Source organism: Streptomyces sp. RLA012, assembly GCF_056270325.1.
The window spans coordinates 7,219,237-7,244,680 of record NZ_JBWDPA010000002.1 but is presented as its reverse complement, the minus strand read 5'-3'; the positions used below and the strand labels follow the sequence as shown (position 1 = coordinate 7,244,680).

Genomic DNA, 25,444 nt, shown 5'->3' with positions numbered 1-25,444 from the left:
GGGGAAACGGGGGAAACGGGGGAAACGGGGGTGGGGGCGCGGCGCCGGGGGGTGCCGCGCCCCCGGCGCGTTGCGCTGGACACCAGGGGTCAAGGTGACCGCGGTGGGGTTGGTGCAGCGGCGGTCGAAGCGGGCCGGGCCGGGCGGCGGAACGGGGCGGGTCGGAGTCGGAGTCGGAGTCGGAGTCGGAGTCGGAGTCGGCCGCATCGTGCGCATCGTGCACCGTCTCGGTCAACCAGAAGGAGGGCGTACCTTCGCGAGTGATCGACAGATGGTCATCGAGTAGGCCGGTGTTCGCAGCACCCGGTCGGGAAGGCACGCCTGTGCTCAGCGCAGTCAACGACGACGGCTCCACACCGTACGGCTCCCCGATCGACGAAATCGTACGCGCGGGAGCCCGTTTCGAACGCGGCCACCTCGTCGAGCGTGCCGAGGCGGTGGCCGCATGAACCGGCCGACGCACGGCACGCTGCACCACGTCGAGCTATGGGTGCCGGACCTCGACCGCGCGCTCGCCTCGCTCGGCCGGCTACTGGAGACGCTGGGTTACGCCCTCTTCCAGAGCTGGGACGGTGGCCGCAGCTGGCGACTCGGCCCGACCTACCTGGTCATCGAGCAGTCCGCGGCCCTGACCGCCGAACGCCATGACCGCTGTCGCCCAGGACTGAACCACCTGGCCTTCCATGTCGAACACGCCGCCACAGTCGACAAGCTGGCCACCGATGCCGCGCGGTACGGCTGGCGCCTGATGTTCCCCGAGCGGCATCCGTACGCCGGCGGCGGACAGCACTACGCGGCCTACCTGGAGAACGACGACGGTTTCGAAGTCGAACTCGTCGCGATCGAGCCACCCGAACAAGACTGAGATCGACCGATCAACAGGCTTGGCCGTCAGCTCCGCAGCCCGAGCTCGAACCAGGTGGCCTTGCCCGGCCCCGGCCCGTGTGTGCACACGCCCCAGGCGTCGGAGCCGTACGAGATGAGCTGTATGCCGCGGCCGTCTTCGGCGTCGGGGGTGGGAGTGCGGCAGGTGGGCAGGCCCGGGGCTTCGTCGTGGACGAGGACGCGGAGGCAGTGGGGGTCGGTCCAGCCGGCGTGGAGGGTCACGGGGGTGGCGCAGCCCTTGCTCGCGCAGGCGTTGATGGCGTTCGTGACGGCCTCCGAGGTCAACAGCACGGCGGTGTCGGTGAGTTCGGGGCGGTGGGAGGCGGCGAGGAGGGTACGGACGGTTTCGCGGGCGGCGCGGACCCAGACGGGGTGGGGCGGGAAGACGAGGGAGACGTCGGTGGGGAGGGGGACGTGGGGTGGGGGGTCCTCCATGGAGGGGGCTCCTTCGGGGGCGGGCGCACGCACGGGGTGACCAGGTCCGGGGCCTCAACGGGCGTGAGGGTGGGGGTACTTCCTCGGGGTGCGCAGGGGGGTGGGCTGCCTCCGAAGGTACGGTCAGTCATGAGCTGAGTTCAACCGTGAACGCCACTTACGACCCATGTGGGTGACGTCGGAAGCAACGGGTCGACGCCGCTGCCGCGAGCGCGGCACACTGCGCACGGTTCAGAGGGAGGGAACATGCCACCACGGAGCAGCCCCAGCGAACGTCAACGACGGCTGGGCGCCGAGCTGCGCAAACTCCGGCACCGCGCGCACATGTCGACCGATGACGCCGCCGAGCTGCTGGAGGGCGAGCGCACACGGATCAGCCACATCGAGGCCGGGCGGCTCGACGTCTCCCACAACCGGCTGTACAAGTTGCTGCGCGCGTACGGATCCCCGGCGGGACCGTACTTCGACGAGCTCATGAGCATGGCCCAGGCGAGCGGAAAGGGATGGTGGGACGAGTACGACGACACCATCGGCCCCACCGCCCGGAACCTGGCAGAGTTGGAGTCCCGGTCCGCCGTGCTGCGCACGCACGAACCACTCTTCATCCCCGGGATGCTCCAGACCGAGGAGTACGCGCGGGCAGTGCTCAGCGAAACCGAGGAGGACCCTCAACGGGCCAACCGCTATGTCGAGTTCCGCCTCGCACGGCAACACGTCCTGAGCGGCGGCTCCCCCGTGACGTACCGATCAGTCATTCACGAGGCCGCGCTGCACACCCAGATCGGCGGCCCGCAGGTCATGCGCAGGCAACTCCTCCGCTTGATCGAGGTCTCCCGCCTGCCGAACGTGACCGTGCAGATCTTCCCGTTCGAGGGCGGCGGCTACTCCGCGTACAGCCGCACGTTCGCCATTTTCGGCGGCATCGCACCGGAGCTGGACACGGTCTACTTGGAGCACCCGACGAACTCCCTCTTCCTCAGCGATGGAGAGCATCTTGATGAGTACGCCAAAATGTTCGAGCGCCTCTCCGAACTGGCCCTGGCTCCAGTCGACCCCGAGTCGGCCCCGGAGACCCACAAGTTCCGCGACTCACTGAGCCTGATCCAGCACGTCATGTACGCCCTGTGAAAGGAACAGAGATGCCCCGACTCACCTGGCAGAAGTCATCGTTCAGCGGCGGCGGCGAAGGCGAGTGCATAGAGCTGGCGTCGGCAACCCCGACATCCGACCGCATCCACCTCCGCGAAAGCGACCACCCCACCACCATCGCGCACCCCACACCCCAGGCCCTGGCCGGACTCATCGGCGCACTCAAGTCCGGTCGGATCGCCCGGCCTTGACATCGCGCCTCGCCACCAACGCGATCACGGCGAGGGAAGCCAGGGAAACGACGAGGAATACCGCGACCTCGAGGATCGACGGAAGTTCGTGCTGAACCACCACCGACGTCAGTGTCATTCCCACGGCGGCCGCGGCGACCGAGAGGGCCGCACGCTGGGCGGGGGGTCGAGTGCGGGCCATCAGGCGTACCACCGTCCTGGAAACACGAACCTGGCTCGAAAGTTATCGCCCTGCAGAGTACTGCCTCCCCATGAAAGGAACCCGATGCCCCACCTCGTCTGGCAGAAGTCTTCGTTCAGCGGCGGAGGCAACGGCGAGTGCATAGAGCTGGCGGCGGCAACCCCGACATCCGGCCGCATCCACCTCCGCGAAAGCGACCACCCCACCACCATCGCGCACCCCACACCCCAGGCCCTGGCCGGACTCATCGTCACGCTCAAGAGCGGGCTGTTCTGCGGGTATTGACGAGTTTTGACGCACCCTTGGCGGGGCGATTCCCCGTACCCATCCCGGAGCCTGTCAACGCGATCAAGGCAGGTAGATCGTTCTATCCCTGTGCCGGGATCGTTTGATCGTCGTGTCGGAGGTCGGCGGGCTTGTTGATCCAGGCGGCCTCGGGGAGTTTCGGTGGTTCGGGTGCCCCGCGGACGAATCGTTCGGGGTGCTGGCGGTAGACGCTCGTGAGGACGTCGGCGCGCATCTCGCGGAGCTGGTCGGCGAGGCCGAAGTGCACGTCGAAGGGGGTATGCATGGCTATTCCGGAGTGCCGGTGGGCGAGGTTGTACCAGTCGAAGAAACCGGTGCACCAGGCGCGGGCGTCCTCGATGCAGCCGAACCGCCCGGGAAAGTCGTGCCGGTATTTGAGGGTCTTGTACTGACTCTCCGAGTACGGATTGTCGTTGGACGTCTTGGGCCGAGAGTGCGACTTGGTGACACCCAGGTTGTTCAGCATCTGCGCGACGTTGTGGGCGATCATCGGCGAACCGCGATCCGAGTGGATCGTCAACTTGCTTTGCCGGACGGGGTACTTGGCGATCGTCGAGGACAGGAACTGCTCGGCCAGCTCCTTGTTCTCCGAGGCGGCGACCATCCAGCCGACCGTGTAGCGGCTGTAGATGTCGATGATCGTGTAGAGGCAGAAATAGCTGCCCTTGACCGGGCCCTTCAGCTTCGTGATGTCCCACGACCACACCCGGTTGGGTGCGGTGGCGATCAGCTCGGGCTTCTTGCGCGGCGGATGCGTGGCCTGCCGGCGCCGTTCGCGGACCTCGCCGTGCTTGCGCAGGATCCGGTACATCGTCGCCTCCGAGCACAGGTAGATGCCGCGGTCCAGCAGCACCGCGCAGATCTCGGCAGGCGCCATGTCGACGAACTCGGCCGAGCGCAGCACGGCCAGGACCTTCGCCTCCTCCGTCTCTGTCAGAGCCCGCGGATGCCGCTTGCGCTCCCGCTTCTGCCGCACCGGAGCCGGGGACCTGCGGTGGTGCCGATACCAGGTCGCCCGGCTCAGGCCGAGCGCGGGAAGGGGCGTCTTATGTGGGCTTCACCGGCCCTGGCGGGCGCCGTCCACGACGTCCGGGCCGCGCGCGAGCACGGCATCATCGAGGCACTCGCCGAGGCCGGCATCCCCTGCTGGGCGGACAAGGGTTACCAGGGTGCAGGCGGTACGGTCCGTCTCCCTTACCGCGGCCGATGGGACAGCCTCTCCACCGGCCAGCAGGCCGTCAATCGCTCCCACGCGAAGATCCGCGCACTGGTCGAGCAGGCCATCGCCACCCTCAAGTCCTGGCGCCTCCTCCGCAAACTCCGCTGCTCGACGACCCGGATCACGAGCCTCGTCCAAGCCGTCCTGGTCCTCCACCTCGCCGCCACGGGTTGAAATCAACCCGCAGCATTCACCAGATCCGTCAATTCGGCCTCGGTCATCCCAGCCCGCACACGAACATCGAAGGTGTAACCCTCATCGCAAAGCACCAGGTCAAGGCGCATGGGAGCCAGCCTGCGGAAGACGATCGCCAACCAGATCTCGTCTTCCTCCCAGACGTCCATGTACAGGCAGGTACCGTCCTCGTGCAGATACGCCTCACCCGGGCCGTTCTCCGTCTCAATCTCCCATGTGAGGCTGCGCACTTCGCTGCGGTGCATCGAGTCGACCTCGACCTCAGACCACCGGGCACGGATCGCGTCTGTCAGCGCATCCCGATCGACGCACCATCCGCCCGCATCGCCCTCGACCACCACCAAGAACGTCATAGCCAGGGTCTACCAGATGTCCGTGACACAGCGCCGATCGGCTGCCGCCTGAAGTTGGAATGGGCTCACTGCGGGCGAAGATGACCAAGCTCGCCGATCGTGGCTGGCTGCACAAACGGCCCGACGGACGGTTCACCGCACGCCGGTAGCCACACCGGCACGGTACGTCGGGGCGTAACCTGGGGGCCCCCGACGGCAGTTGACGTGTCTTGTGAGGAACAACACCAGCCCCGTCGAGGGCCCTGACGGCCTTGTCTACACTGCCCGCCTGCCGCTGTCGAGCGCCACTCTGAACTACCTCGCCACCGTGATACGCGGCCACTGCAAGAAGATCGGATCGCGGTGGCGGGCCCTGCCCGCGGGGAAGATCGCCGGCATCGTGCTGGCGGTGCTGCGCTGTGACCAGCGCCCCGGCGACCTCGCCGGCGGGAACGGAGTGCACCGCACCACGGTCACCCGGTGGGTCCGGGAGGCCGTCGGTCTGCTCGCCGCCCGCGCCCCGCGCCTGGACCGCGCACTGAAGAAGATCACCCGAACGGGTGGCGGGGTGGTTCTGCTGGACGGCACCCTGATACGGACCCGGCGGCGAACCGGCACGGCGAACCGGAAGAACTACTCCGGCAAGCACAAATGCCACGGTCTGCTGGTGATCGCGCTCACCGACGACCGGGGCGGCCTGCTGTGGGTCTCCGCGGCCCGCCCCGGACGATTCTCGGAGATCACCGCCTGCCGTCACGGCCAGCTCACCGCGAAACTGCGGGCGGCCGGGCTCGGCGCTATCGTCGACCTCGGCTTCGTCGGCCTCGACGACGGCGGCCCCGACGCCGACCCGGCGGTGATCACCGGCTACAAGGCCGCCCGCAACCGGCCCCTGACCCGAGGGCAGAAACTGTCCAACAAGGCGCTGGCCGCCGTCCGGGCGCCGGTCGAGCACGGCTTCGCCCACCTGAAGAACTGGCGAGTCCTCGGCAAGCTCCGCACCGACCCGAAGTGGGCGACCGCCCTGGTGAGGGCCCTGCTGGTCCTGACGAACCGCGAAGTCTCCCGATGACCGACGACCTTCACCGAAGTCATCCGCCCGCGACCAGCCCGAGTATCGCGAACCCCGCGCACACCAGACCCGCGACCAGCAACTTCACGATGCGCACTGCTCAGTCCGGCTGGGAGGTCGACTGGGCCGCCGCGAAGGCCGACTTCGGGGGGAGCACGTTCGCACCTGCCAGATCATGGTGATGCTCGCCTGCGCCGCTGGCGCGGAACCTGGGACGCGTCATCACTTGCGAACTGTGGCAACGCCTCCACAGACCCGTGTCCAGGTCGGCCGCTACAGGCGCGGAGGCAACCTGCTCCCGCGCTGCCGCTACTGCCTCGCTGGCGGACGGCAAGGGTAAAGATCGCGAGCTTCGATAGGCGCGTGCCGCACCGCCTAAAACGGACAGCCAAAAGGTGCAAAATCTAAAAAGATCGGCAATCAAGCAAACGTTGCTGATTGAAGCTTTGCTTCACTTTTACAGGACGACGGCATTCCGCCTTCCAGGAATCGCGAAGCCTGTTGATCAAGGAAGTTTTGCTTGATAGCGTCCAGAACTGCAGCGCTTCAATAGCGCCGTTCAGAGCAGAATCCGACGAGGAGGAATGCATCATGATGGAGAGCACCGAGTACGTTGAGCTCATCGAGATCGTCGACGAAGAGGGCGACTCTCTCGCCTGTTTCGACCAGGTGGGCTAAGTAATAAGTGCTGCCTTCCCCCTCTCTTGAGGGGGAAGGCAGCATTCTTTATATCTCTACCGGCGAACGGCTTGCACGGGAGGCGCTGATAAATGAGAAGGGAACCAAGGTGCGAGTTCGGCTAGTAAATCCCATCTTCCTTCAGGTTAAGCCTGAGGGGATTTACCTCTCCAGCCCTCGGGTAAAGCGGCGCATCCGCCTGCATCACTCCGTCGCCAGTGTACTGCTCGACCCACTCAAAGAGATAGATCTCGATGAGGTCAGGGATCGCTCTACGGACCTAGCGGCTGCAATTGAACAACTCTTGAGCCTGGGATTCCTCTGTAATGTTGAAGGGGCGGACAGAGGAGAAGAAATACCGAGCCCTTGGAGCGAGTGGGGTGGTTCCGCGTGGCAGTTTCATCACAGCATTCGTGATGCTCCATTCGTGAAGCCAGATTCCGAAGGACATGCGGGTTACAGCGAGGCTCTGGCCGGCCGTCAGCGTCCCCGGAACTCAAAGCCCATCGGCCCTGAGACTCCGGTCCTTCTATTGCCGCGCGTCCGGGCCAAGATGAGCAGCACTTTTGACGAGGTGCTTGAAGTCCGTCGGACGCATCGAGACTTCGCAGAAGCACCGGTTCCGTTGGAATCATTCGCAACTCTTATGCACTATGCGTTCGCCCCATTGCGGTTCGCTGATGCAGGACGTATGGGTGTAGTTCAGCTGCGGGCCAATGCGTCGGGCGGGGCGAGGCACGAGACCGAAGCTTATGTGATGGTCTTTAACATCGAGGATGTCGACCCTGGGGTGTATAGGTACGACAGTATCCGCCATGGGCTCATTTCGGTGCGAAATGAGGTGACGCGTGATTATGTCGAGTTCTTGACGCATCAGCAGGGGTTTTTCGAGTCCTCCGGCTTCGGAATTTTTACCACCGCTGTAGCCACGAGAATGTCCTGGAAATATCCACACCCGCGCGCCTATAAAATGCTGCTTCAGAATGTGGGGCACGTGGCCCAGGTGTTCTCTATGACGGCTGTAGCCCTAGGCCTAGGCGCCTCATTGACAGGAGCTTTCCGCGACAGCGAGGTCGAGGAATTTCTAGGTCTGGGCGGGGCGGAAGAGTTTCCAACCTTCGCGCTTAGTTGCGGCATACCGGAAAAGCGGGACGATGGCCTGCCCATTCGGCATCAGTCACCCAACAGGCCATTCATTAATTAGCCGCTTTTGAACCGGAGAGTCGGGATGCAGGAAACTATAACCCCTCTGAAGCCGCTGAATTACGGCAATTTTCGCAGTATGGTCATTGGCCGCGCAATCACCACTGTTGGAACCGGGATTGCTCCCATAGCCCTCGCCTTTGCCATACTCGACATGACGGGCTCTCCCACAAAACTGGGTATCGTCGTGGGAGCTCGTTCTATTGCCAACGCGGGAATGATGCTCTTCGGCGGGGTATTTGCCGATCGACTCTCACGCACACTTCTGTTGCAGGGATCGTCCTATGCCGCCGCATTTTCTCAGGCAGCAGTCGCCGTCTGTCTGCTGGCCGGGGAATCGACCCTACCGCTGATAGTGGTTCTATCCGCTCTGAACGGAATATTTTCCGCGATCTCCATGCCGGCGACTTCGGCTCTGGTGGCACAGACTGTTCCCCAGCAGATCCTACGGCAGGCGAACGCAATATTTCGCATGTTCACCAACGGCGCTCTCGTGATTGGCGCTGCTCTCGGCGGCATCATTTCCGCATCGCTCGGTTCAAGCTGGGGGATCGCGGTTGATGCACTTTCGTTCGCGATAGCCGGGATCGCTTTCAGCAGGGTTCGAGTCGGCGAGCCAGAAACCAGGAAAGAGAAGCGATCCACGCTCGCTGATCTGCGACAAGGCTGGTCTGAGTTCATATCCCATAAATGGCTTTGGATCGTCGTCCTGCAATCGACGATATGGCAGCTCGTCTGGGCTGGTAGCATTCAGGTACTTGGACCGGAAATTGCGGACAAGCACGTCGGAAAGAGCGCCTGGGGATTCATCCTGGCGGCACAGGCACTCGGCACAGTAGTTGGCGGGATAGGTGCGCTGAAATGGCGCCCCAAAAGGGCTCTGGCAATCGGCGTACTCTTGACCGGCCTGAGTTCTATACTGCCAATATCCCTTGCCCTGTCGCCAGTGCTGGTGATTCTCATCCCTGCCGCATTCATCGTGGGTGCGTCAATGGAGCAGATCGGAGTGGCTGGCGCCACGGCCATGCAGGAGAACATTCCGGCAGAGCGTATGGCGCGAGTTTACTCCTACCAGATCCTTGGTTCTACAGCCGCCGTTCCGGTCGGGCAGATATTGGCAGGACCCATGGCTAACGCTTATGGGAACGAGAGCGTTCTACTTTTCGCCGGCGCTTCGATCATCCTGTCCACGATGGGATCGGTTTCCAGCCGCAGCGTTCGAAGGTTGCAAGAAAAGCACTAGCCGCCATCAGGGGAACTGCGCTCTCGAACTGACGAGGGTCAGGGCTTCGGCAAGAGAAAAGAGGATTTGCAAGATGTCGGTGCGTCTCGACGTTATGACAGAGGACGAGTATAACGAATATGTGCCATATGTTGTCTCGGACTACGCGGAGCGAAACGTGCGCGCAGGGACCTGGCCGTCCGCTGGTTCACTAAAGCGGGCGAGGGAGGACTTCGACCGACTGCTGCCGCAAGGCCATTTGTCGACTGACAACTATCTCTACACGGCTAGGGACCCTGATACCGAGACTAATGTTGGGAACCTGTGGTACGCCATGCGAGGAGCTGGCGATGAACGCAACGCGTTCATACTCAACATGGAGGTTTCCAACCAGCTTCGAGGCAAAGGCTACGGCCGCGCCATGCTCGAGGCGTGCGCACGTTCAGCCGTGTCTCGCGGGGCGAAGAGCCTGGGAATCCAGGTACTTGGCCCTGATGAGTCCAGTAGGAGGCTCTTCCGTAGCGTCGGAATGATTGAATCCAGGGTGGTCATGTCCTGGGACTTGGGTAAGTTTGAATAAGTATGAGTTTCAGTTTTAGATCAAGCGAGGGGGCCAGAAAGCTTCTGACCCTCAAGTCAAACATCTCAGGTCGTCTCCGCACGATTAGCCGCCGTCCCTGTTTTTAGGGATCTGCGAAGAAAGGTATGCCCCATGGACTCTGCCCGGCAGGCTGACTTGGACGCGCTCAAGAAGGCGTACTCATTCCTGAGTGAAACAAGCGAGGATAGCGGCGAAATCCCCCTCGTGTTTGATGTTGCGAAAGAAGTCAGCCAGGTATTCGGGGTCGGAGACATCGAGGATGCTCTGAACTGTGGACTTCTGCGTTATCCTTATATTGGTATGGTGCGGCAAGGGCAGCAAGTGCCACCGGGCAGGTTCACCGAAACTCGACGTGTCGCCCGTACCGATCAGCGTCTCTACGCAGACGCACAAGCGGTCTCCGAGGAGTTCAATGGGGGATCCTCCATTATTCTCAAAGCCGTCGAAGAGTGGCACAGACCAGTACGTGCCTTGGTCGCAAAACTCGGGAACCTGCTCGGCACACGGGTAAAGGCTGATGTCTTCTTCACCCCTGCGGGTTCTCAGGCGCTCGCCGTTCACCGTGATGAGTACCATGTGTTCGCCGTTCAGTTGCATGGTGAAAAGGCGTGGCTACTCCAGGGGCTCCCCCAGGAAAGTTCATGGCGCGGCGGCCCAGCAAGCCTGGAGTCCTTGGGGGATCCCACCCATCTGACACTCAAAACTGGGCAAGGAATGTTCCTCGAGCGCGGCATGGCGCACTCCGCGTCAGCTCAGGAAGGGCCCTCCGTCCACATCTCCTTCGTGGTGCGCACTTTCCGCCTCGCAGAGCAGCTGGAAAAAATCTTCGCTGAAATCATCAGGGATGAAGCACGGGACTTCACATCTTTGGACCCCGACACCGTCCTGTTCCAGATGAGCGATGCAATTTCTCGCATTAGGGAACGATCGGATCACATCGTTCCGCAAGATGTAGCTGCTGGTGCCGTGAGGCATCTCAAGGAGTCTTCGCAGTACAAGAGGGTCTCATTCCAGAACTAAACCTCGCCGTTTCATTTGGTGTGGGGCCGGTTTCTGTGTGGTGACGCGAAAGTGCCTTCTGAGCTGGGACGATGAACCTTGTCGAGGGGTTCTTTCGGTCCAGACGGAAGGCACTTTCTGCGTGCAGGGTGTCGGTTTGCGCCCCCACAGCAGTCGCAGCTGACGGCGCGGGGGTGGTCGCTCACGCCTGTGCACGGTTGCTGGCTGATCTTGCCATGCCACCGGGCTGGCCAGCGCATACTTCACCGCATTGAGCAGTACGCATCGTGAAGTTGCTGGTCGCGGGTCTGGTGTGCGCGGGGTTCGCGATACTCGGGCTGGTCGCGGGCGGATGACTTCGGTGAAGGTCGTCGGTCATCGGAAGACTTCGCGGTTCGTCAGGACCAGCAGGGCCCTCACCAGGGCGGTCGCCCACTTCGGGTCGGTGCGGAGCTTGCCGAGGACTCGCCAGTTCTTCAGGTGGGCGAAGCCGTGCTCGACCGGCGCCCGGACGGCGGCCAGCGCCTTGTTGGACAGTTTCTGCCCTCGGGTCAGGGGCCGGTTGCGGGCGGCCTTGTAGCCGGTGATCACCGCCGGGTCGGCGTCGGGGCCGCCGTCGTCGAGGCCGACGAAGCCGAGGTCGGCGATAGCGCAGTGGTTCCAGCTTCCCGCGCACTGCCACTTCCAGCCCGAGTTCCTCACCCACCGCCCTGACCTGCACCGGGCCGTCAGCGACCCGTACGATCGCCAGGATCTCGCGGTAATCGCAGGGCAGCGCGGCCTCATCGGGCTCCTCGCCGCGGTGCGGGATCAGCAGGACCGCTCGCCCCGCCACCCGGGCGGGCGCCGGGGATGCGGCCACGGCGGTTTCCCCTTCGGCCCGGTCCTGCTCGGCCAGCCGGTTCAAGACCCGCTCGGCGACCAGCAGTTCCTCCCGCTCGGCCTGGACCTCCTGCAACTGCTTGGTCAACTCGTCGGCGAACCCATCCAGTTCGCTCCGGCGAGCGGTGATCCGCTCCAGGTCTCACATACCCTGCACCCTCTCGCGATCTCACCGCGTACTGCTCCGGTCACGGATCGTAGGAGCGGCACCGTGACGAACGCAGCGGAACCCGAGAACCGCCTCAGCCGACAGGGCAGACGATCTTCACCATGGACACCCGCCGCCGACCAGCACGAGCACGACAACCCGCCCGCACACCAGCCCACCTCACCTGCACATCTCACGATGCACGGGCCTCAATGAAAGTCACGTGCCACCACACCGTCAGCCAGAAATGATGTGGACCAGGTGACCAGGCGGCGCGAATGGAGGCTCTACATGGAGCAGTTGGAGCTGATCGTCGTGCAGCTCGAAGAAGCCAAGGGCATGATCGAGAAAGGGCGCCCGGTCAGGGGCATTGCGTGAACGGGATTCGTCTGGTTCGCCGGTCTCGTGAGTGACGTGGTGTCATGTCCGTTGCGAGACAGGGGTGCCGGGGCAGCAGAGCAGGCACGGTGCTGGTGATCATGTGGTTGTCGAGACCCATGAGAACCGAGCGAGACCGTGCCTGCCCGAACATCATCGCCCATCCCTTCCGCCATGGAACAACTGGGCTCCCAGACCACTTCCCTTGCCCCGAGCGATGCTGTTGACCTGTGTCGTTTCCTGAGCCTGGTGCCCGATCCCCGTGATGTGCGGGGGCGGAGGTATCCGGCGGTCGCTTTGCTGTGCGCGGCCGTCGCGGCGGTGCTGACCGGGGCCCGCTCGCTCATCGCGATCAGTGAGTGGATCGCGGATGCTCCGCAGCACGTCCTGGGCACTCTCGGCTTCGGCATCGACCCGTTCACCGGCCTGCGGCCCGTGCCGCACGCCGCCACGGTGCGGCGTCTGCTGCAACGCGTCGACGGCGACGCGCTGGACGCGGCGATCAGTGCGTATCTGCAGGCCAGAGTGGTGCCACCACCCTCGCCCGAGGGGAAGCAGCCGGTGCGGCGGGTAATCGCGGTCGACGGCAAGGTGGTGCGCGGCTCGCGTACCAAGACCGCCACGGCGATCCAGCTGCCGGCGGCGATGGACCATCAAGGCGTGGTCCTGGCCCAGCGGCAGATCGTCTCCAAGAGCAACGAAGTGCGCCACGAGGCGCTCTGTCGTATCCCCGGCTCAGCCGGGAAGAACTCGGAAGGAGGTTCTTGGGCTCAATGGCTAACCCTGAGGCGAAAGCCGACGGGGACAAGAGCATGCCATGGAAACTTGCGGCCGTGTCCAGAGATCAGGAACGGTGCACAGGGGAGTCCGCGTGATATGGCGAAAGCTAGACTGCCTGAATCCCAATCTCCAGTGATGCAACTCTTCATCCACCGGAAAAGATCTCTGAAACCGGTGCCGCGCTCTGCGTCGGATTATTTCGTTGGCGACGCAACTTCCGGAGCGCTGGGCGATGTCCAGTGAGGACATTCAAGGGGATGAGTGGGGCGCCTACGTCACGCTGCAAACGTACGACAGGGACGAACGTGGGATCGCCTACGGACCGCGAGGTCCAGGGCGACGGAGTGCTCGTAGTAGTCGTCGGAGTCGCGACCGGCCAGGGAGGACGGGAGAGCCGTCCGCAGGGCGAAGGAGCACAGATGATCGGACACACATGCCTGGGAGGTATGCGAAATGCAGAGTGCTGAAACGGTGCTGGGTGTCCTACGTGAACGCGGCCGGCGTGGCCTGCCGTTGGAGGAACTGTATCGACAGATGTTCAATCCGCAGCTGTATCTGCTGGCTTACGGGCGCATCTATTCCAACCACGGAGCGATGACACCCGGAGTCTCGGGAGAAACCGCAGACGGCATGTCCATCGGGAAGATCGATCGCATCATCGATGCGATGCGCCACGAGCGCTTCCGATTCAGCCCGGTGAGGCGCACTCATATTCCCAAAAAGAATGGAAAGATGCGCCCCCTGGGCCTGCCGTCATGGACGGACAAGCTGGTCGGCGAGGTGATGCGCCTATTACTGGAGGCGTACTACGAACCGACGTTTTCCGACCGTTCTCACGGTTTCCGTCCCGGACGCGGTTGCCACACGGCATTGACCGAGGTGGCCAACACGTGGACCGGGACAACCTGGTTCATCGAGGGAGACATCGCCGACTGCTTCGGATCTTTCGACCATGAGGTCATGATCACGATTCTGTCGGAGAAGATCCACGACAACCGGTTCCTGCTGCTGGTGCGCAACATGCTCGCGGCCGGATACATGGAGGACTGGGTCTGGCACGCAACGCTGTCCGGCTCGCCGCAAGGTGGCGTCCTCTCGCCCTTGCTGTCCTCGATCTACCTGCACAAGTTGGACATGTTCATCGAACAGACACTGATTCCCGAACACACCCGAGGAGAAAAGCGGCGGCACAACTCGGCCTACGTCAAGCTGTCCGGCATCATCGAGCGCGGACGCCGACGCGGCGACCGCGCAGTCGTACGGGAGGCGCGCAAACGGCGGCGAACGCTGCCCAGCAAAGACCCCTACGATTCGGGATACCGGCGGCTGAGGTACTGCCGCTACGCCGACGACCATCTCCTTGGTTTCACCGGGCCGAAAGCCGAGGCTGAGCAGATCAAGGCACGTCTGGCGACATTTCTGCGCGAGGAACTCAAGCTCGAACTGTCCCCCGACAAGACACTGATCACCCATGCCCGCTCACAAGCGGCACGCTTCCTCGGCTACGAGATCACCGCTCACCACGATCACCGAAAGGGAGCCCGAGGCCGCAGATGGACCGACGGCTTCATCAAGCTGAACGTGCCGCGATCGGTGATCAAGGCGAAGTGCGCTCGGCACATGCGGCGAGGCAAACCCGCCCACCGCCGCGACCTGGTCAACGAGAGCGACCACACCATCGTCGCGACATTCGGGGCCGAATACCGAGGGCTCGTCCAGTACTACCTGCTCGCCGGAGACGTCTACAAACTGAACCGGCTCGAATGGGTCATGCGAACCGCGATGCTGCGGACCCTGGCCGCCAAGCACCGCTCGTCGGTATCGAAGATGACGACCCGCCACAGGGTCAAGACCCAATGCCGCTAAGTTAGGCGGCTCGTGTCGTCCGCCTGACGATGGGGCAGGGGGGCAGCCGTCTCGCTAGGGTGCGGTTCGTGGCGCGAGTTGGGCAGGTCAGTGGGGACGAGCCGTCGGGCGGGCGGCTGACGGACCACATCGAGTTGGGTGTGCTCGCCCGTACGTTTCCCCGGGATCTGCTGGAGGAGGTCCTGGACGTCACGGGTCGGCGGGAGAGGCGGGTGCGGCGGCTTCCCGCTCATGTGATGATCCGTTACGTGATCGCGCAGGGCTTGTTCTTCGGGAGCGGGTCGGAGGAGGTCATGCGCCAACTGGTCGGTTCCCTGCGGCATCTGGGCTCGTGGAGTGACGACTGGCAGGTGCCCAGCACTTCGGCGATCGCGCAGGCCAGGGCCCGGCTGGGGGCCGAACCGCTGCGGGAGTTGTTCCGACGCGCGGCGGTCCCGGCGGCCGGACACGGCACCAAGGGCGCGTGGCTGGCCGGCCTGCGGCTGATGTCGATCGACGGAACCGGCCTGGACGCGGCCGACACCGAGGCCAACGTGGCCGCGTTCGGACGGATGAACTCCGGGCCCAAGGCGTCGGCCTTTCCCAAGGTGCACCTGGTCACCCTGTCCGAGTGCGGTACCCACGCTGTGGTCGCGGCGGAAATCGGCGGCTGCCGGACCGGGGAGCGTACGCTGGCGGCCGGTGTGCTGGACGCTTTGGAGCCGGACATGCTGCTGCTGGCCGACGCCGGTTTCTACAGCTGGCAGCTGTGGCACGACGCCGCCGCCACCGGCGCTGCCCTGGTGTGGAGGATCGGCGCCGGTGTGAGTCTGCCCGTCGTTCGTGCCCTGCCCGACGGCTCCTACCTGGGCCTGCTCTTCGACCCGTCGGTCAAGACCGCGCGCCGCCAGGCACTCCTGACCGCCGCCCGGGCCGGGCAGGAGGTGCCCGGGGAACAGGCGCAGCTGGTGCGGGCCGTGGAGTTCACCGTGCCCGACCGAAATCCCGACGGGGAACTGGTCTGCCTGATCACCACCGTCCTGGACCCCGCCCGGATCAGCGCCACCGAGCTGGCCACCGCGTATGCCCAGCGGTGGGAGCACGAGTCGGCGCTGGACGAGATCAAGACGCATCTGCGTGGTGGCGGCCAGATCCTGCGCAGCAAGTCTCCCAACATGGTCGAGCAGGAGATCTACGGACTGCTCCTGGCGCACTACGCGGTCAGGGACCTGATGTGCCAGGCCGCGGACGAAGCAGGCCACGACCCCGACCGGCTGTCATTCGCCCGCTCCGTCCGCGTCGTCCGCCGCCAGGTCACCGACCAGGCGGCCTTTCCCCCCTGAACACCTGCCCACGGCAACCGCCCACACCCTCGCCGAGATCACCGAGCGGCCCAACCCCCGGCGTCGCCACCGCACCTACCCCCGCGTCATCAAACGCGCCCGCCACAACTCCTACCGCGTGAAACGCCCCACCGACGTAGCCCTCAAACACACCGGACCACCCACACCGCAACTCATCCGAGCCACCTAACTTAGCGGCATTGGGTCAAGACCGAGACACCATACGGGCTCCGCACGTGCTTCGAGGCCACGCAACCGCGGCAGGGCAGGAAACCACTGGTCGCCCGGTTCGGAGGGATTCCCCTCCGGCGCAACAAGAACGCGGTGCCCTACGACCGCGTCCCCAACCCCACACCCCACCGTCATCGGGAAGTCGTCCGACGACTTCTCCGCAGCGAGTGCGAGCTCTGCCATCAGCGAGGCGAAGTGGAAACCCACCAAATCCGCACACTGGCCGATCTCACCGGCGCGGGGACCGCCACACCGGGTTGGAAGAAGCTCATGGCCGACAAGCGCCGCAAAACCCTGATCGTCTGCGGCGACTGCCACGACTCCATCCACCCCGGAACACCGGCATGATGATCACGGACATGCTCATCGGAGAGCTCACTGCGGGGAAACTCGCACGGTGAGTTCGGAGGGAGGCCGCGCGGAAAAGGACCAGTTCACGCTGGCACCTCGCCGCGCGGCCGACCCTACATCCCCTCCTTCCAGCCCCTGCTGGACACCCTGGATCTGAAGAACACCGTGCTGACCGCCGACGCCCTGCACACTCAGCACGATCACGGCGCCTACCTGACCGGCCGTGGCGCCCACTACGTGGCTGTCGTCAAGAAGAACCACCCCGGCCTGTATGCCCAGGTCAAAGGGCTGCCCTGGCAGGAGATCCCGCTCGGGCACCGCACCCGCGACCGCGCCCATCACCGCGACGAGATCCGCCGGCTCAAGGTCGCAGTGTTCCGCCATATCGACTACCCCGGGGCCCGTCAGGCGATCCAAGTCGTGCGCTGGCGCCGCGATCTGAGCACCGGCAAGCTGACCATGGAGCGCGTCTACCTGATCACGAGCCTGAGCGTCTTCGACGCCACCTGCGCCGAACTCGCCACCTGGATCAGAGGCCACTGGGGCATCGAGAACCTCCTCCACCACGTGCGGGACCGCACCTTCCGCGAGGACGACTCCAAGGTCCGCACCGGCACCCTGCCCCGCGCAATGGCCTCCTTGCGCAACCTCGCCATCAGCGTTCTACGCCAGGACGGCCAGACCAACATCGCCGCCGCCCTCCGCCACGCAAGTCGCGACTGCCGCCGGCCCCTGCGGGCCCTCGGACTCACGTGACGAACCCGGACACATCTCGATCACGCAATGGCCCTGGGCGCCCGGTGCCCGCTATGTTCGCTCCGACCATCCGACACCCGGAGCTGGCATGCAGACGACAGATGAACGGGCCGAGGAGGCGCTGGCATCGGCGGCGACGGCCGTCGTGGACCCCCCGGGTACCACCGCGACCCCCGTACGCGACTGGCCCCGGCACTGGCCGCTGCTGCTGGGGGCGGCCGCCCTGTGCGGCCCGGCGCTCTTCGTTCTCGGCCGGTGGATGGACCAACCGGCCATGCAGGCCTGGCGCACCGTCTGTCTCGCCGTCACCGTGCAGGCACTGCCGTTTCTGCTGCTCGGCACGGCCCTGTCCGGCGCGATCAACGCGTTCGTACCGGCACGGGTGTTCAGCCGCGTCCTGCCCCGGCGGCCCGTACTCGCCGTCCCGGTCGCCGGAGTCGCCGGAATCGTCCTGCCCGGCTGCGAATGCGCCTCGGTGCCGGTCGCGAACAGCCTGATCAGCCGAGGGGTCACCCCGGCCGCCGCCTTCGCGTTCCTGCTGTCGGCCCCCGCCATCAACCCGGTCGTACTGACTGCCACCGCCATCGCTTTCCCCGGCAGCCCCGAAATGGTGCTGGCCCGGCTGCTCGCCTCGCTCGCCACCGCCTCCGTGATGGGCTGGCTGTGGCTCTTCCTGGGCCGCGAGGAATGGCTCAAGCCGGTCGTGCGGCACACCGGGCACCAGCAGGACCACAGCCGCCTTCGGGAGTTCCGGCGCGGCTTCCAGCACGATTTCCTGCACGCGGGCGGCTTCCTGGTCGTCGGGGCCATGGCGGCGGCCACCTTCAACGTGGCGGTCCCGCGCTCCGTGCTCGACACGTTCTCCGGCTCGCCCTGGCTGTCGGTGCTGTTCCTGGCCGCGCTCGCCATCCTGCTCGCGGTGTGCTCGGAGGCCGACGCGTTCGTCGCGGCCTCTCTCACCGGTTTCTCGCCTCTCGCGCGGCTGACGTTCATGGTGGTCGGTCCGATGGTCGACCTGAAGCTGATCGCCCTGCAGGCGGGCACGTTCGGCCGGGCCTTCGCGATCCGCTTCTCCGCCGCCACGACGGTCGTCGCGATCCTGTGCAGCGCGCTGATCGGAGGAGTACTGCTGTGAAACGCCCCTTCCAGGTGACCCTGCTCGTCCTCAGCGGCCTCGGCCTGCTGCATGCCTCCCTCTTCACCGACCTGAGTCTCAGGTATGTGAAGGAGGGGATGCGTCCGATGCTGATCGCGTCCGGGGTAATGCTGCTCCTGCTGGGAGTGGCGGAGGCGTGGTCGCACCGGACTCCGGGTGTGCAGGACGACCACGACGAGCGCCAAGAGCACGAGGGCGGCGACAGCCATGACCACGGCACCGACAGCGACACCGGCAGCGGCAGCGGCAGCGGCAGCGGCAGCGGTCATGGTCACGACCACTCCGCCGTGCCCCGTGTCGCCTGGCTCCTCTTCCTCCCCGCGCTGAGTCTGCTCCTCTACGCCCCGCCGGCCCTCGGCGCGTACACCGCCTCGCGCGCGGCCCCCAAGGCCGTCGCGGAGCAGCGGTACTTCGAGCCGCTGCCCGCGACCTCGCCGGTCCCGATGACCCTCACTCAGTTCACCAGCCGCGTACAGCAGGACCACAAGCGGGACATCAAGGGACGCAGCATCCAGATGACCGGCTTCGTCACTCCCGACAAGCAGGGCGACGGCTGGTACCTGACCCGGATCATCTTCACGTGCTGCGCCGCGGACGCCACATCCGTGAAGGTGCGGATCCACGAGACCCCGGCCCTGACCGCCAACACCTGGGTGGCCGTCACCGGAACCTGGCACCCCGGCGGCACCCTGGGCACGAAAACCGCCCAGGCCGCCCTCGACGCCCGTACCGTCAAGAAGATCGCCCGCCCGGTGAACGCCTTCACGGACGCCCTCCCGCTCACCCCTCCTGGCGGCGGGCGGTGATCACCGCTCGCACCGGCCCGCTTCAGCCCACGCCCACTCCGCGCCTACGCCGTCGCACGGATCCTCGGTGCCCCCGCCGGACCGGCGCCCGCCCGTCCAGCTGGATCCATATCCGCACCTCGGTGCCGCCCAGCACCGACGAGCCGATCCGCACATCCCCGCCCGTCGACTCCGCCAGCCGCCGCACGATGTCCAGGCCGAGGCCGGTGGACCCGTCGCTCCCGGAGCCCCGCCCCCTTGCCATCGCGGTCTCCGGGTCCGTGATCCCCGGGCCCGCGTCCGACACCAGCACGATCACCGCGTCCTCGCTGTTGTGCACGTCGACCGCGAAGGCCGTGCCCTCCGGGGTGTGCCGGAAGACGTTCCCGAGGAGCGCGTCGAGGGCGGCCACCAGGTCGGCCCGGGCGACCGGTATGCGTACGGGACGGTCCACACCCGCGACCCGGACCTTGCGGCCCTCGTCCTCCGCGAGCGCCGACCAGAAGTCCATCCGCTCGCGCACGACCTCGGACGCGTCGCACCCGGCGCCGATGACTGTCGCCGCCGTCTGCGGCTTGGCCTCCCGGGCCGTCCGGATGATCGTGTCGACCTCCCGCTCCAACTGCGCCACGGCCGCCCGTGTCTGCTCGGCGGCCGCCCCGTCACCGAGCGAGGCCGTGTTGAGGCGGAGCACGGTCAGCGGGGTGCGCAGGCGGTGGGAGAGATCCGCCGCCAGCTCTCTCTCGTTCGCGAGCAGTTGTACGACCTGATCCGCCATCGAGTTGAACGCCACCGCCGCCAGCCGCAGTTCGATCGGCCCCTCCTCCGGCACCCTCGCCCCGAGCTTCCCCTCCCCCAGCTCATGCGCGCCCTCGACCAGCCGCTGGGCCGGCTGCACCATCCGTACCCCCAGCCGGTCGGCCACCGCGACCGAGCCGACGATGAGCGCGACGCCCACCGCGGCGAGCACCGCCCAGGCCGTGCCGACGCCGTTGCTGACCTCGGACTCGGGGACGTACACCTCGACGACCGCGATCTCCCCGGAGCTCAGCGCGGTGGGCTGGAGCAGGGTGGAGCCGCCGGGGACCTCCGAGGTGGAGGCCCGGCCTATCTTGCGTGTGGTCGCGATGTCCTCGGCCGCGGCCCGCTGCCGTCCGATGTCGACCGCCGCCTTGCCGTCGCTCGCCGGTATGTGGACGGCCATCCCGTCGTCCGAGCCCGCGGAGGCGACGACCCGCTCCAACTGGTCCCGGTCGGTGGTGATGGACAGCGCCGGCGCGATGGCCGCGGCCTCCCGCTCGGCGTTCGAGAACGCGCGGTCCCGGGCCATCTCCTTGATGACGAGCCCCAGCGGGACCGCGAAGGCCACCACGACCATCGTGGTCACCGCCACGCACACCTTGACCAGCGCCCACCTCATAGCGGCGGCTCCAGACCCGGCGGTTGTGTCCGCGGCGGCTCCAGCTTCACGCCGACACCCCGCAGGGTGTGCAGATAGCGCGGCCTCGCCGCCGTCTCGCCCAGTTTCCGCCGCAGCCAGGACAGATGGACGTCGATGGTCTGGTCGTCCCCGTACGACTGCTGCCACACCTCGGCGAGCAGTTCCTTGCGCGGGACGACGACACCGGGCCGCCCGGCGAGAAAGGCCAGCAGGTCGAACTCGCGGCGGGTGAGGTCCAGTCGGGCGCCGTCCAGCTCGGCCTGGCGGCGGAGGGGGTCGATGGCAAGGCCGCCGACCCGGATGACCCGCGACGCGGGCGCGTCCCCGACCACCGCCCGCGAGCGGCGCAGGACGGCGGCCATCCGCGCGGACAGGTGCTCGACCGAGAACGGTTTGGTCAGGTAGTCGTCCGCCCCGTCGTTCAGCAGGCGGACGATCTCCGTCTCGTCGTCCCGCGCGGTGGCGATGATCACCGGGACGTCGGTGATCCCGCGCAGCATCTTCAGGGCCTCGGCGCCGTCCAGATCGGGCAGCCCGAGGTCCAGGATGACGACGTCGAAGGAGAAATGGGCAACCTCGCGCAGCGCCTCGAGGGCGGTGCCGACACTGCGCACCGTGTGCGCGGCTTCGGTCAGATGCCGGATGAGAGCGCTGCGTACGAACTGGTCGTCCTCGACCACGAGCACACTTGCCATGCGCCGCACCGTACGCCATCCGCGCGATGCCGGTCCGGCGCCTGTGGACAACTCCCGCCAGGGGCCTTCCGGATGACACTGGATGACAGAGGAGACACTTGTGGGGCGGGTGGGGCAGTATGGCCCGCGATGCTCAAGGGACTCGTACACGTACTGGCTTGGTCGCTCGCCACGGGCGCGGCGACCACGCTGTCGTGGTGGGGTGTCCACACGGTCATGACGGGGACGGCGTACGACCCGCCGCGCGCGCTGCCCATCGCGGTGGGCGGGGCGACCACGCAGGAGTCGAAGCCGCTCGCCACGTCGACGAGTCGGCCGCCGGCCAGCCCGAGTGCCCCTGCCTCGAAGTCGCCGAGCAGTTCCCAGCCGACCGTGACCCCGTCTCCTTCGAAAACCCCGTCCGCCAGTCCGAGTCCGACCACGAGCGCGAACGCGGACGCCGCCGCACCGGCTGGGCAGGTCAAGAGTTACGACACCGACGGGGGCTGGGCCGTCTTCGATCTCGGTACGTCCTCCGCGACGCTCGTCTCGGCGACGCCGGGGGCGGGGTGGTCGATGCAGGTGTGGAAGACGGAGACGTGGATTCGGGTGGAGTTCACTTCGGGGGCGGATCGGGTGTCGGTGTTCTGTACGTGGCACGACGGGCCGCCGCGGGTGGAGATCGGCACGTATTAGCTCCGCCGGCTTTGCGGTTCAAGTGCGGGTTCGTTGTGGCTGGGCGCGCAGTTCCCCGCGCCCCTTACGGGGCCCGGTTCAGCGGAAGACCGATGCCGGTGGTGCCGGTGACGCCACCGCCGCCGCGTCCGCCACCGGTAGTGCTCCCCCGGTGAAGTCGGTGAGCCGCTTGCCGTGTTCGAGTCTGGCCGGGTGGGGGTCCGAGGCCGCGCGGCGGGTGAGTTCGGCCAGCGGCAGGGGGTGGCCGGAGGCGACGAGGATGGCGTTGCCGAAGCGTTTGCCGCGCAGGACCGTGGGGTCGGCGATGAGGGCGAGTTCGGGGAAGACGGTCGCGGCGGTGGCGATCTGGCCGCGCAGATGGGCCAGCGGGGGGCCGTCGGCGAGGTTGGCGGCGTACAGGCCACCGGGTTTGACGGCCCTGCGGACCTCGTCGAGGAATTCGACGGAGGTGAGGTGGGCGGGTGTGCGGGCGCCGCTGAACACATCCGCGATCACCAGGTCCGCCCAGCCGTCCGGCACCTTGGTGAGCCCTTCGCGGGCGTCCAGGGAGCGCACCCGGATGCGGGCGTTCGGGTCCAAGGGGAGTTCTCGGCGGACCAGTTGGACGAGGGAGGCGTCGCGTTCGACGACCTGCTGGGTGGAGCGGGGGCGGGTCGCGGCGGTGTAGCGGGCGAGGGTCAGGGCGCCGCCGCCGAGGTGGACGGCGTGCACGGGTTTGCCGGGCGGGGCGGCGAGGTCGATGACATGGCCGAGGCGGCGCTGGTACTCGAAGCTCAGATGGGCGGGGTCGTCGAGGTCCACGTGTGACTGGGGGGCGCCGTCGATGAGGAGGGTCCAGGCGCGCGGGCGGTCCCGGTCGGGTATCAGCTCGGCGAGGCCGCCGTCGACCGTCTCGACGATCGCCTCGGCGGACGCCTGCCCGCGCCGCGTACCACGCGACCCGTCACGCCCCGCGTCCCGCGCGTCGTCGGACCGCTTGTTCCTCGACCTTCCCATCCCGCCATTATCAGGGCGTACAGGGAGGTCGGCCCAGCGGCGGCCCTGCCGGGCGGCCGTCCGGTGTCCGCGCTGCTCAGGAACAGTTGTCCGCGACCTCGATCAGCCGGGCCGCCTCGCCCAGCGCGGCCCGCAGCACGGCCGGGTCGGTCGCCAGGTCCGCGTCACCGGGCGGCAGCAGCCAGTCCGAGCCCTCGACCGGGGGCTCGGGGGCCGGCCGCAGGCCCCGGCCGTTGGTCTGTGTGCAGGTGCTGCCCGGCATGTCCCAGGCGTCGGCGGTGCCCGGCGGCACCAGGAAGCCGAGGGTGTCGCAGCCGTCGTCGTGCAGGACGGGCCCGACGGAGTCGCAGGAACCGCGACGGAGGATGTCGACCGCCTCCAGGCCCTGGCGTGCCGGGACGGTCACAAGGTCGCAGTCGGCGCCGGGCGGCGGCGCGACCGGCTGTAGTGGGGCGCTGCACTCCGGGGACGGCCTGTGCTCGGCGGTCGACAGCGGCGTACGGAACTCGGTGCTCTCCATCCCGGCCTCCAACACGGAACCCCTCTTCCTGCACGAGCGGGTCGGGAGTTCGGGTGCGCTCCCGGTCCACAGGGTTCAACGCGTCAGAACGTCAACGGCTACGGCGTAACACCGCCGCAAAGGATGGCAGTTCATGGCAGATCGTGGTTGAGATATCCGGTTTGTAGCCAAACCCAGCGTGCCGACGCCGTCACAGCAGGTACGTTCTTGCTCCGCCGGGACAAGGTGACACAGGGCACAACACGGACAATTCACCTTGAATCCGGCATGGTTCGACGGTTCGCAAGAGAGGGCCCGGCCATGGCGTCGTCAGCGGTGACCTCGTCCCAGTCCCCCCGGCCACCACGGCCGAATCTCGCCTTCCGGCGGTTGCGCGGACAGCGCTCGCCGGGCGAGTTCGCCGCGGCGGTACGGAGGGCAGCGCGCGAGATCGGCGAGCGGGTCAGCTGTGACGCTCGCTACATCGGTCGGGTCGAGGCAGGCGAGATCCGCTGCCCCAACTACGCGTACGAACGGGTGTTCATGCACATGTTCCCCGGCCGCACGCTGACCGACCTGGGCTTCTCGCCCCGCTCGTTCGTGCGCGGTCGGGGGGCGCGCGGCACGGACGAGGCGCCCCCTCCGCACACCACGAGCCCGACGTACACCACCGGTGAGACGGAGGAGACGCACAAGACGTATGAGACGCAGGACCCGTACGACCCGCACGAGAACCACGAGGAGAGCGACGTGCAGCGTCGCGCATTCATGACCGGAGGCACCGCCACCGTGGCGGCGGCCTCACTGGGCCCCTTCGGGGTAGCCCTCGGCGGCACGGCCGAGGCGGCCGACCGCCGTTTCCACCGGGTGGGGACGTCCGAGGCGGGCGCCCTCGAAGAGGCCGTACGCCGGATCCGACTGCTCGACGACCGGCACGGGGCCGACGGCCTCTACCGGCGGGCCGCGGCGCCGCTGCGGACCGCGTACGAGCTGCTCGACGCGGGCACCGCCCGGCAGACGACCGCCGACCGGCTGTACTCGGGAGCGGGTGAACTGGCCATTTCGGTGGGCTGGTTGGCACACGACTCCGGGCGCTTCGACGACGCCCGCTCGCACTACGCGGAGGCGCTGGCGACCGCCCGGATGTCCGGCGACCCGGGCCTGGAGGCGCACGCCTTCTGCAACACGGCCTTCCTGGCGCGCGACGCGGGGCGCCCGCGCGAGGCGGTGCGCGCGGCCCAGGCGGCGCAGCGCGCGGCGCGCCCGCTCGGCTCCCCGCGGCTGCTCTCGCTGCTCTCGCTGCGCGAGGCGGGCGGCTGGGCGGGGCTCGCCGACCGCCCGGGGTGCGAGCAGGCGCTCGCCAGGGCGCAGACGCTCTTCGAGCGGGGTCCCTCCCCGGCCGATCCCGAGTGGATGACCTTCTACGGGGAGGCCGAACTGGAGGGTCTGGAGGCGCAGTGCTGGTCGACGCTGGGCGACTGGCCGCGCGCGGCCCGGCACGCCCGGCGCGCCGCGCACCTCCAGGATCCGCACTTCACCCGCAACATCGCCCTCTACACCGCCGAACTCGCGGACGACCTCGCGCGCGGCGGCCGCCCCGACGAGGCCGCCCTCGCGGGTCTGCGCGTCCTCGACCTGCTGGGCGAGGTCCAGTCGTCCCGGATCCAGACCATGCTGGCGGGCACCGCGCGCGTGCTGCTGCCGCATCGCAGGGCATCGGGTGTCTCGGCCTTCCTGGAGCGCCACGCGAGCCTGCCGCGCATCCCGTGAGCGCGGCCCCGTGAGCGCGGCCCCGTGAGCCCGGCCCCGCCGGCC

The 25,444-nt window shown here is 66.9% G+C and carries 26 protein-coding genes and 4 pseudogenes; 22 read left to right on the top strand and 8 right to left on the bottom strand.

Annotated features, from left to right (window positions below):
* Nucleotides 1-323 precede the first annotated feature (323 nt).
* Both RV986_RS33280 and RV986_RS33275 read left to right on the top strand, forming a co-directional pair.
* Nucleotides 324-449: a hypothetical protein gene (locus tag RV986_RS33280; protein ID WP_475920908.1), complete on the top strand. Its 126-nt coding sequence runs from the start codon at nucleotides 324-326 to the stop codon at nucleotides 447-449.
* Complete coding sequence (locus tag RV986_RS33275) at nucleotides 446-865, top strand: VOC family protein (protein WP_475920907.1); 420 nt, start codon at nucleotides 446-448, stop codon at nucleotides 863-865. The genes RV986_RS33280 and RV986_RS33275 overlap by 4 nt, the downstream gene beginning before the upstream one ends.
* A 26-nt stretch (nucleotides 866-891) precedes the next feature.
* Here RV986_RS33275 and RV986_RS33270 read toward each other — a convergent pair whose 3' ends face one another.
* Nucleotides 892-1,320 (bottom strand): ATP-binding protein, encoded by a 429-nt coding sequence (locus tag RV986_RS33270; RefSeq protein WP_475920906.1) that lies wholly within the window; start codon nucleotides 1,318-1,320, stop codon nucleotides 892-894.
* A gap of 246 nt (nucleotides 1,321-1,566) precedes the next feature.
* Between RV986_RS33270 and RV986_RS33265 the strand changes: the two genes are divergently transcribed.
* The 3 genes from RV986_RS33265 (at nucleotide 1,567) to RV986_RS33255 (ending at nucleotide 3,126) form a co-directional block, all read left to right on the top strand.
* Nucleotides 1,567-2,448 (top strand): helix-turn-helix domain-containing protein, encoded by an 882-nt coding sequence (locus tag RV986_RS33265; RefSeq protein ID WP_475920905.1) that lies wholly within the window; start codon nucleotides 1,567-1,569, stop codon nucleotides 2,446-2,448.
* 11 nt (nucleotides 2,449-2,459) lie between these two features.
* Nucleotides 2,460-2,660 carry a DUF397 domain-containing protein gene (locus RV986_RS33260; RefSeq protein ID WP_475920904.1) on the top strand — a complete coding sequence of 67 codons (201 nt, stop codon included), beginning with the start codon at nucleotides 2,460-2,462 and terminating at the stop codon, nucleotides 2,658-2,660.
* Between the two features lie 265 nt (nucleotides 2,661-2,925).
* Nucleotides 2,926-3,126, top strand: a complete 201-nt coding sequence (locus RV986_RS33255) for a DUF397 domain-containing protein (protein WP_475920903.1) — start codon at nucleotides 2,926-2,928, stop codon at nucleotides 3,124-3,126.
* 82 nt (nucleotides 3,127-3,208) lie between these two features.
* Here the strand turns inward: RV986_RS33255 and RV986_RS33250 are convergent.
* Nucleotides 3,209-4,180, bottom strand: a pseudogene (locus tag RV986_RS33250) (IS3 family transposase); the annotation flags it as partial.
* A 6-nt stretch (nucleotides 4,181-4,186) separates the two neighbouring features.
* Between RV986_RS33250 and RV986_RS33245 the strand changes: the two are divergent.
* Nucleotides 4,187-4,540 (top strand): annotated as a pseudogene (locus tag RV986_RS33245) (transposase family protein); the annotation flags it as partial.
* Between the two features lie 2 nt (nucleotides 4,541-4,542).
* Here the strand turns inward: RV986_RS33245 and RV986_RS33240 are convergent.
* Nucleotides 4,543-4,914 carry a hypothetical protein gene (locus RV986_RS33240; RefSeq protein WP_475920902.1) on the bottom strand — a complete coding sequence of 124 codons (372 nt, stop codon included), beginning with the start codon at nucleotides 4,912-4,914 and terminating at the stop codon, nucleotides 4,543-4,545.
* Nucleotides 4,915-5,125: 211 nt separating this feature from the next.
* On the opposite strand from RV986_RS33240, the gene RV986_RS33235 reads away from it, so the two are divergent.
* The 6 genes from RV986_RS33235 (at nucleotide 5,126) to RV986_RS33210 (ending at nucleotide 10,689) form a co-directional block, all read left to right on the top strand.
* Nucleotides 5,126-5,965 carry a transposase family protein gene (locus RV986_RS33235; RefSeq protein WP_475920901.1) on the top strand — a complete coding sequence of 280 codons (840 nt, stop codon included), beginning with the start codon at nucleotides 5,126-5,128 and terminating at the stop codon, nucleotides 5,963-5,965.
* A 501-nt stretch (nucleotides 5,966-6,466) separates the two neighbouring features.
* Nucleotides 6,467-6,643, top strand: a complete 177-nt coding sequence (locus tag RV986_RS33230) for a hypothetical protein (protein WP_475920900.1) — start codon at nucleotides 6,467-6,469, stop codon at nucleotides 6,641-6,643.
* 7 nt (nucleotides 6,644-6,650) lie between these two features.
* Nucleotides 6,651-7,847 (top strand): SagB/ThcOx family dehydrogenase, encoded by a 1,197-nt coding sequence (locus RV986_RS33225; RefSeq protein ID WP_475920899.1) that lies wholly within the window; start codon nucleotides 6,651-6,653, stop codon nucleotides 7,845-7,847.
* 24 nt (nucleotides 7,848-7,871) lie between these two features.
* Nucleotides 7,872-9,089, top strand: a complete 1,218-nt coding sequence (locus RV986_RS33220) for an MFS transporter (RefSeq protein WP_475920898.1) — start codon at nucleotides 7,872-7,874, stop codon at nucleotides 9,087-9,089.
* Between the two features lie 73 nt (nucleotides 9,090-9,162).
* A complete protein-coding gene (locus tag RV986_RS33215; protein WP_475920897.1) occupies nucleotides 9,163-9,648 on the top strand; it encodes a GNAT family N-acetyltransferase in 486 nt (161 codons plus the stop codon).
* A 132-nt stretch (nucleotides 9,649-9,780) separates the two neighbouring features.
* A complete protein-coding gene (locus RV986_RS33210; protein ID WP_475920896.1) occupies nucleotides 9,781-10,689 on the top strand; it encodes a JmjC domain-containing protein in 909 nt (302 codons plus the stop codon).
* Nucleotides 10,690-11,043: 354 nt separating this feature from the next.
* Here the strand turns inward: RV986_RS33210 and RV986_RS33205 are convergent.
* Nucleotides 11,044-11,319 (bottom strand): annotated as a pseudogene (locus RV986_RS33205) (transposase family protein); the annotation flags it as partial.
* A gap of 631 nt (nucleotides 11,320-11,950) precedes the next feature.
* Between RV986_RS33205 and RV986_RS33200 the strand changes: the two are divergent.
* The 8 genes and pseudogenes from RV986_RS33200 to RV986_RS33165 all read left to right on the top strand — a co-directional run bounded on the left by RV986_RS33200 (nucleotide 11,951) and on the right by RV986_RS33165 (nucleotide 19,344).
* Nucleotides 11,951-12,076, top strand: coding sequence for a hypothetical protein (locus tag RV986_RS33200; RefSeq protein WP_475920895.1), 126 nt, complete (start codon nucleotides 11,951-11,953; stop codon nucleotides 12,074-12,076).
* Nucleotides 12,077-12,250: 174 nt separating this feature from the next.
* Nucleotides 12,251-13,099, top strand: coding sequence for a transposase family protein (locus tag RV986_RS33195; RefSeq protein ID WP_475917258.1), 849 nt, complete (start codon nucleotides 12,251-12,253; stop codon nucleotides 13,097-13,099).
* A 210-nt stretch (nucleotides 13,100-13,309) separates the two neighbouring features.
* Nucleotides 13,310-14,707, top strand: a pseudogene (locus RV986_RS33190) (reverse transcriptase/maturase family protein); the annotation flags it as partial.
* 83 nt (nucleotides 14,708-14,790) lie between these two features.
* The gene (locus RV986_RS33185) at nucleotides 14,791-16,044 is read left to right on the top strand and encodes an IS4 family transposase (RefSeq protein WP_475920894.1); all 1,254 of its coding nucleotides are present in this window, start codon (nucleotides 14,791-14,793) and stop codon (nucleotides 16,042-16,044) included.
* Between the two features lie 324 nt (nucleotides 16,045-16,368).
* Nucleotides 16,369-16,623 carry an HNH endonuclease gene (locus RV986_RS33180; RefSeq protein ID WP_475920893.1) on the top strand — a complete coding sequence of 85 codons (255 nt, stop codon included), beginning with the start codon at nucleotides 16,369-16,371 and terminating at the stop codon, nucleotides 16,621-16,623.
* A gap of 30 nt (nucleotides 16,624-16,653) precedes the next feature.
* Nucleotides 16,654-17,382: an ISAs1 family transposase gene (locus RV986_RS33175; protein ID WP_475924250.1), complete on the top strand. Its 729-nt coding sequence runs from the start codon at nucleotides 16,654-16,656 to the stop codon at nucleotides 17,380-17,382.
* A gap of 88 nt (nucleotides 17,383-17,470) precedes the next feature.
* Complete coding sequence (locus RV986_RS33170) at nucleotides 17,471-18,517, top strand: permease (protein WP_475920892.1); 1,047 nt, start codon at nucleotides 17,471-17,473, stop codon at nucleotides 18,515-18,517.
* A complete protein-coding gene (locus RV986_RS33165) occupies nucleotides 18,514-19,344 on the top strand; it encodes a TIGR03943 family putative permease subunit (protein ID WP_475920891.1) in 831 nt (276 codons plus the stop codon). The genes RV986_RS33170 and RV986_RS33165 overlap by 4 nt, the downstream gene beginning before the upstream one ends.
* A 22-nt stretch (nucleotides 19,345-19,366) precedes the next feature.
* Here the strand turns inward: RV986_RS33165 and RV986_RS33160 are convergent, their stop codons facing one another.
* Both RV986_RS33160 and RV986_RS33155 read right to left on the bottom strand, forming a co-directional pair.
* Entirely contained in the window at nucleotides 19,367-20,743 is a 1,377-nt protein-coding gene (locus tag RV986_RS33160; protein WP_475920890.1) for a sensor histidine kinase, read from the bottom strand.
* Nucleotides 20,740-21,459, bottom strand: a complete 720-nt coding sequence (locus tag RV986_RS33155) for a response regulator transcription factor (RefSeq protein ID WP_475920889.1) — start codon at nucleotides 21,457-21,459, stop codon at nucleotides 20,740-20,742. The genes RV986_RS33160 and RV986_RS33155 overlap by 4 nt, the downstream gene beginning before the upstream one ends.
* A 129-nt stretch (nucleotides 21,460-21,588) precedes the next feature.
* Here RV986_RS33155 and RV986_RS33150 point away from each other — a divergent pair, with 129 nt between their 5' ends.
* On the top strand, nucleotides 21,589-22,134 hold the full coding sequence (locus RV986_RS33150; RefSeq protein WP_475920888.1) for a hypothetical protein: 546 nt from the start codon (nucleotides 21,589-21,591) through the stop codon (nucleotides 22,132-22,134).
* A 78-nt stretch (nucleotides 22,135-22,212) separates the two neighbouring features.
* Here RV986_RS33150 and RV986_RS33145 read toward each other — a convergent pair whose 3' ends face one another.
* Entirely contained in the window at nucleotides 22,213-23,130 is a 918-nt protein-coding gene (locus RV986_RS33145; protein WP_475920887.1) for a spermidine synthase, read from the bottom strand.
* Between the two features lie 76 nt (nucleotides 23,131-23,206).
* Nucleotides 23,207-23,650, bottom strand: coding sequence for a hypothetical protein (locus RV986_RS33140; RefSeq protein WP_475920886.1), 444 nt, complete (start codon nucleotides 23,648-23,650; stop codon nucleotides 23,207-23,209).
* Nucleotides 23,651-23,950: 300 nt separating this feature from the next.
* Here RV986_RS33140 and RV986_RS33135 point away from each other — a divergent pair, with 300 nt between their 5' ends.
* Nucleotides 23,951-25,399 (top strand): hypothetical protein, encoded by a 1,449-nt coding sequence (locus RV986_RS33135; RefSeq protein WP_475920885.1) that lies wholly within the window; start codon nucleotides 23,951-23,953, stop codon nucleotides 25,397-25,399.
* Nucleotides 25,400-25,444 lie beyond the last annotated feature (45 nt).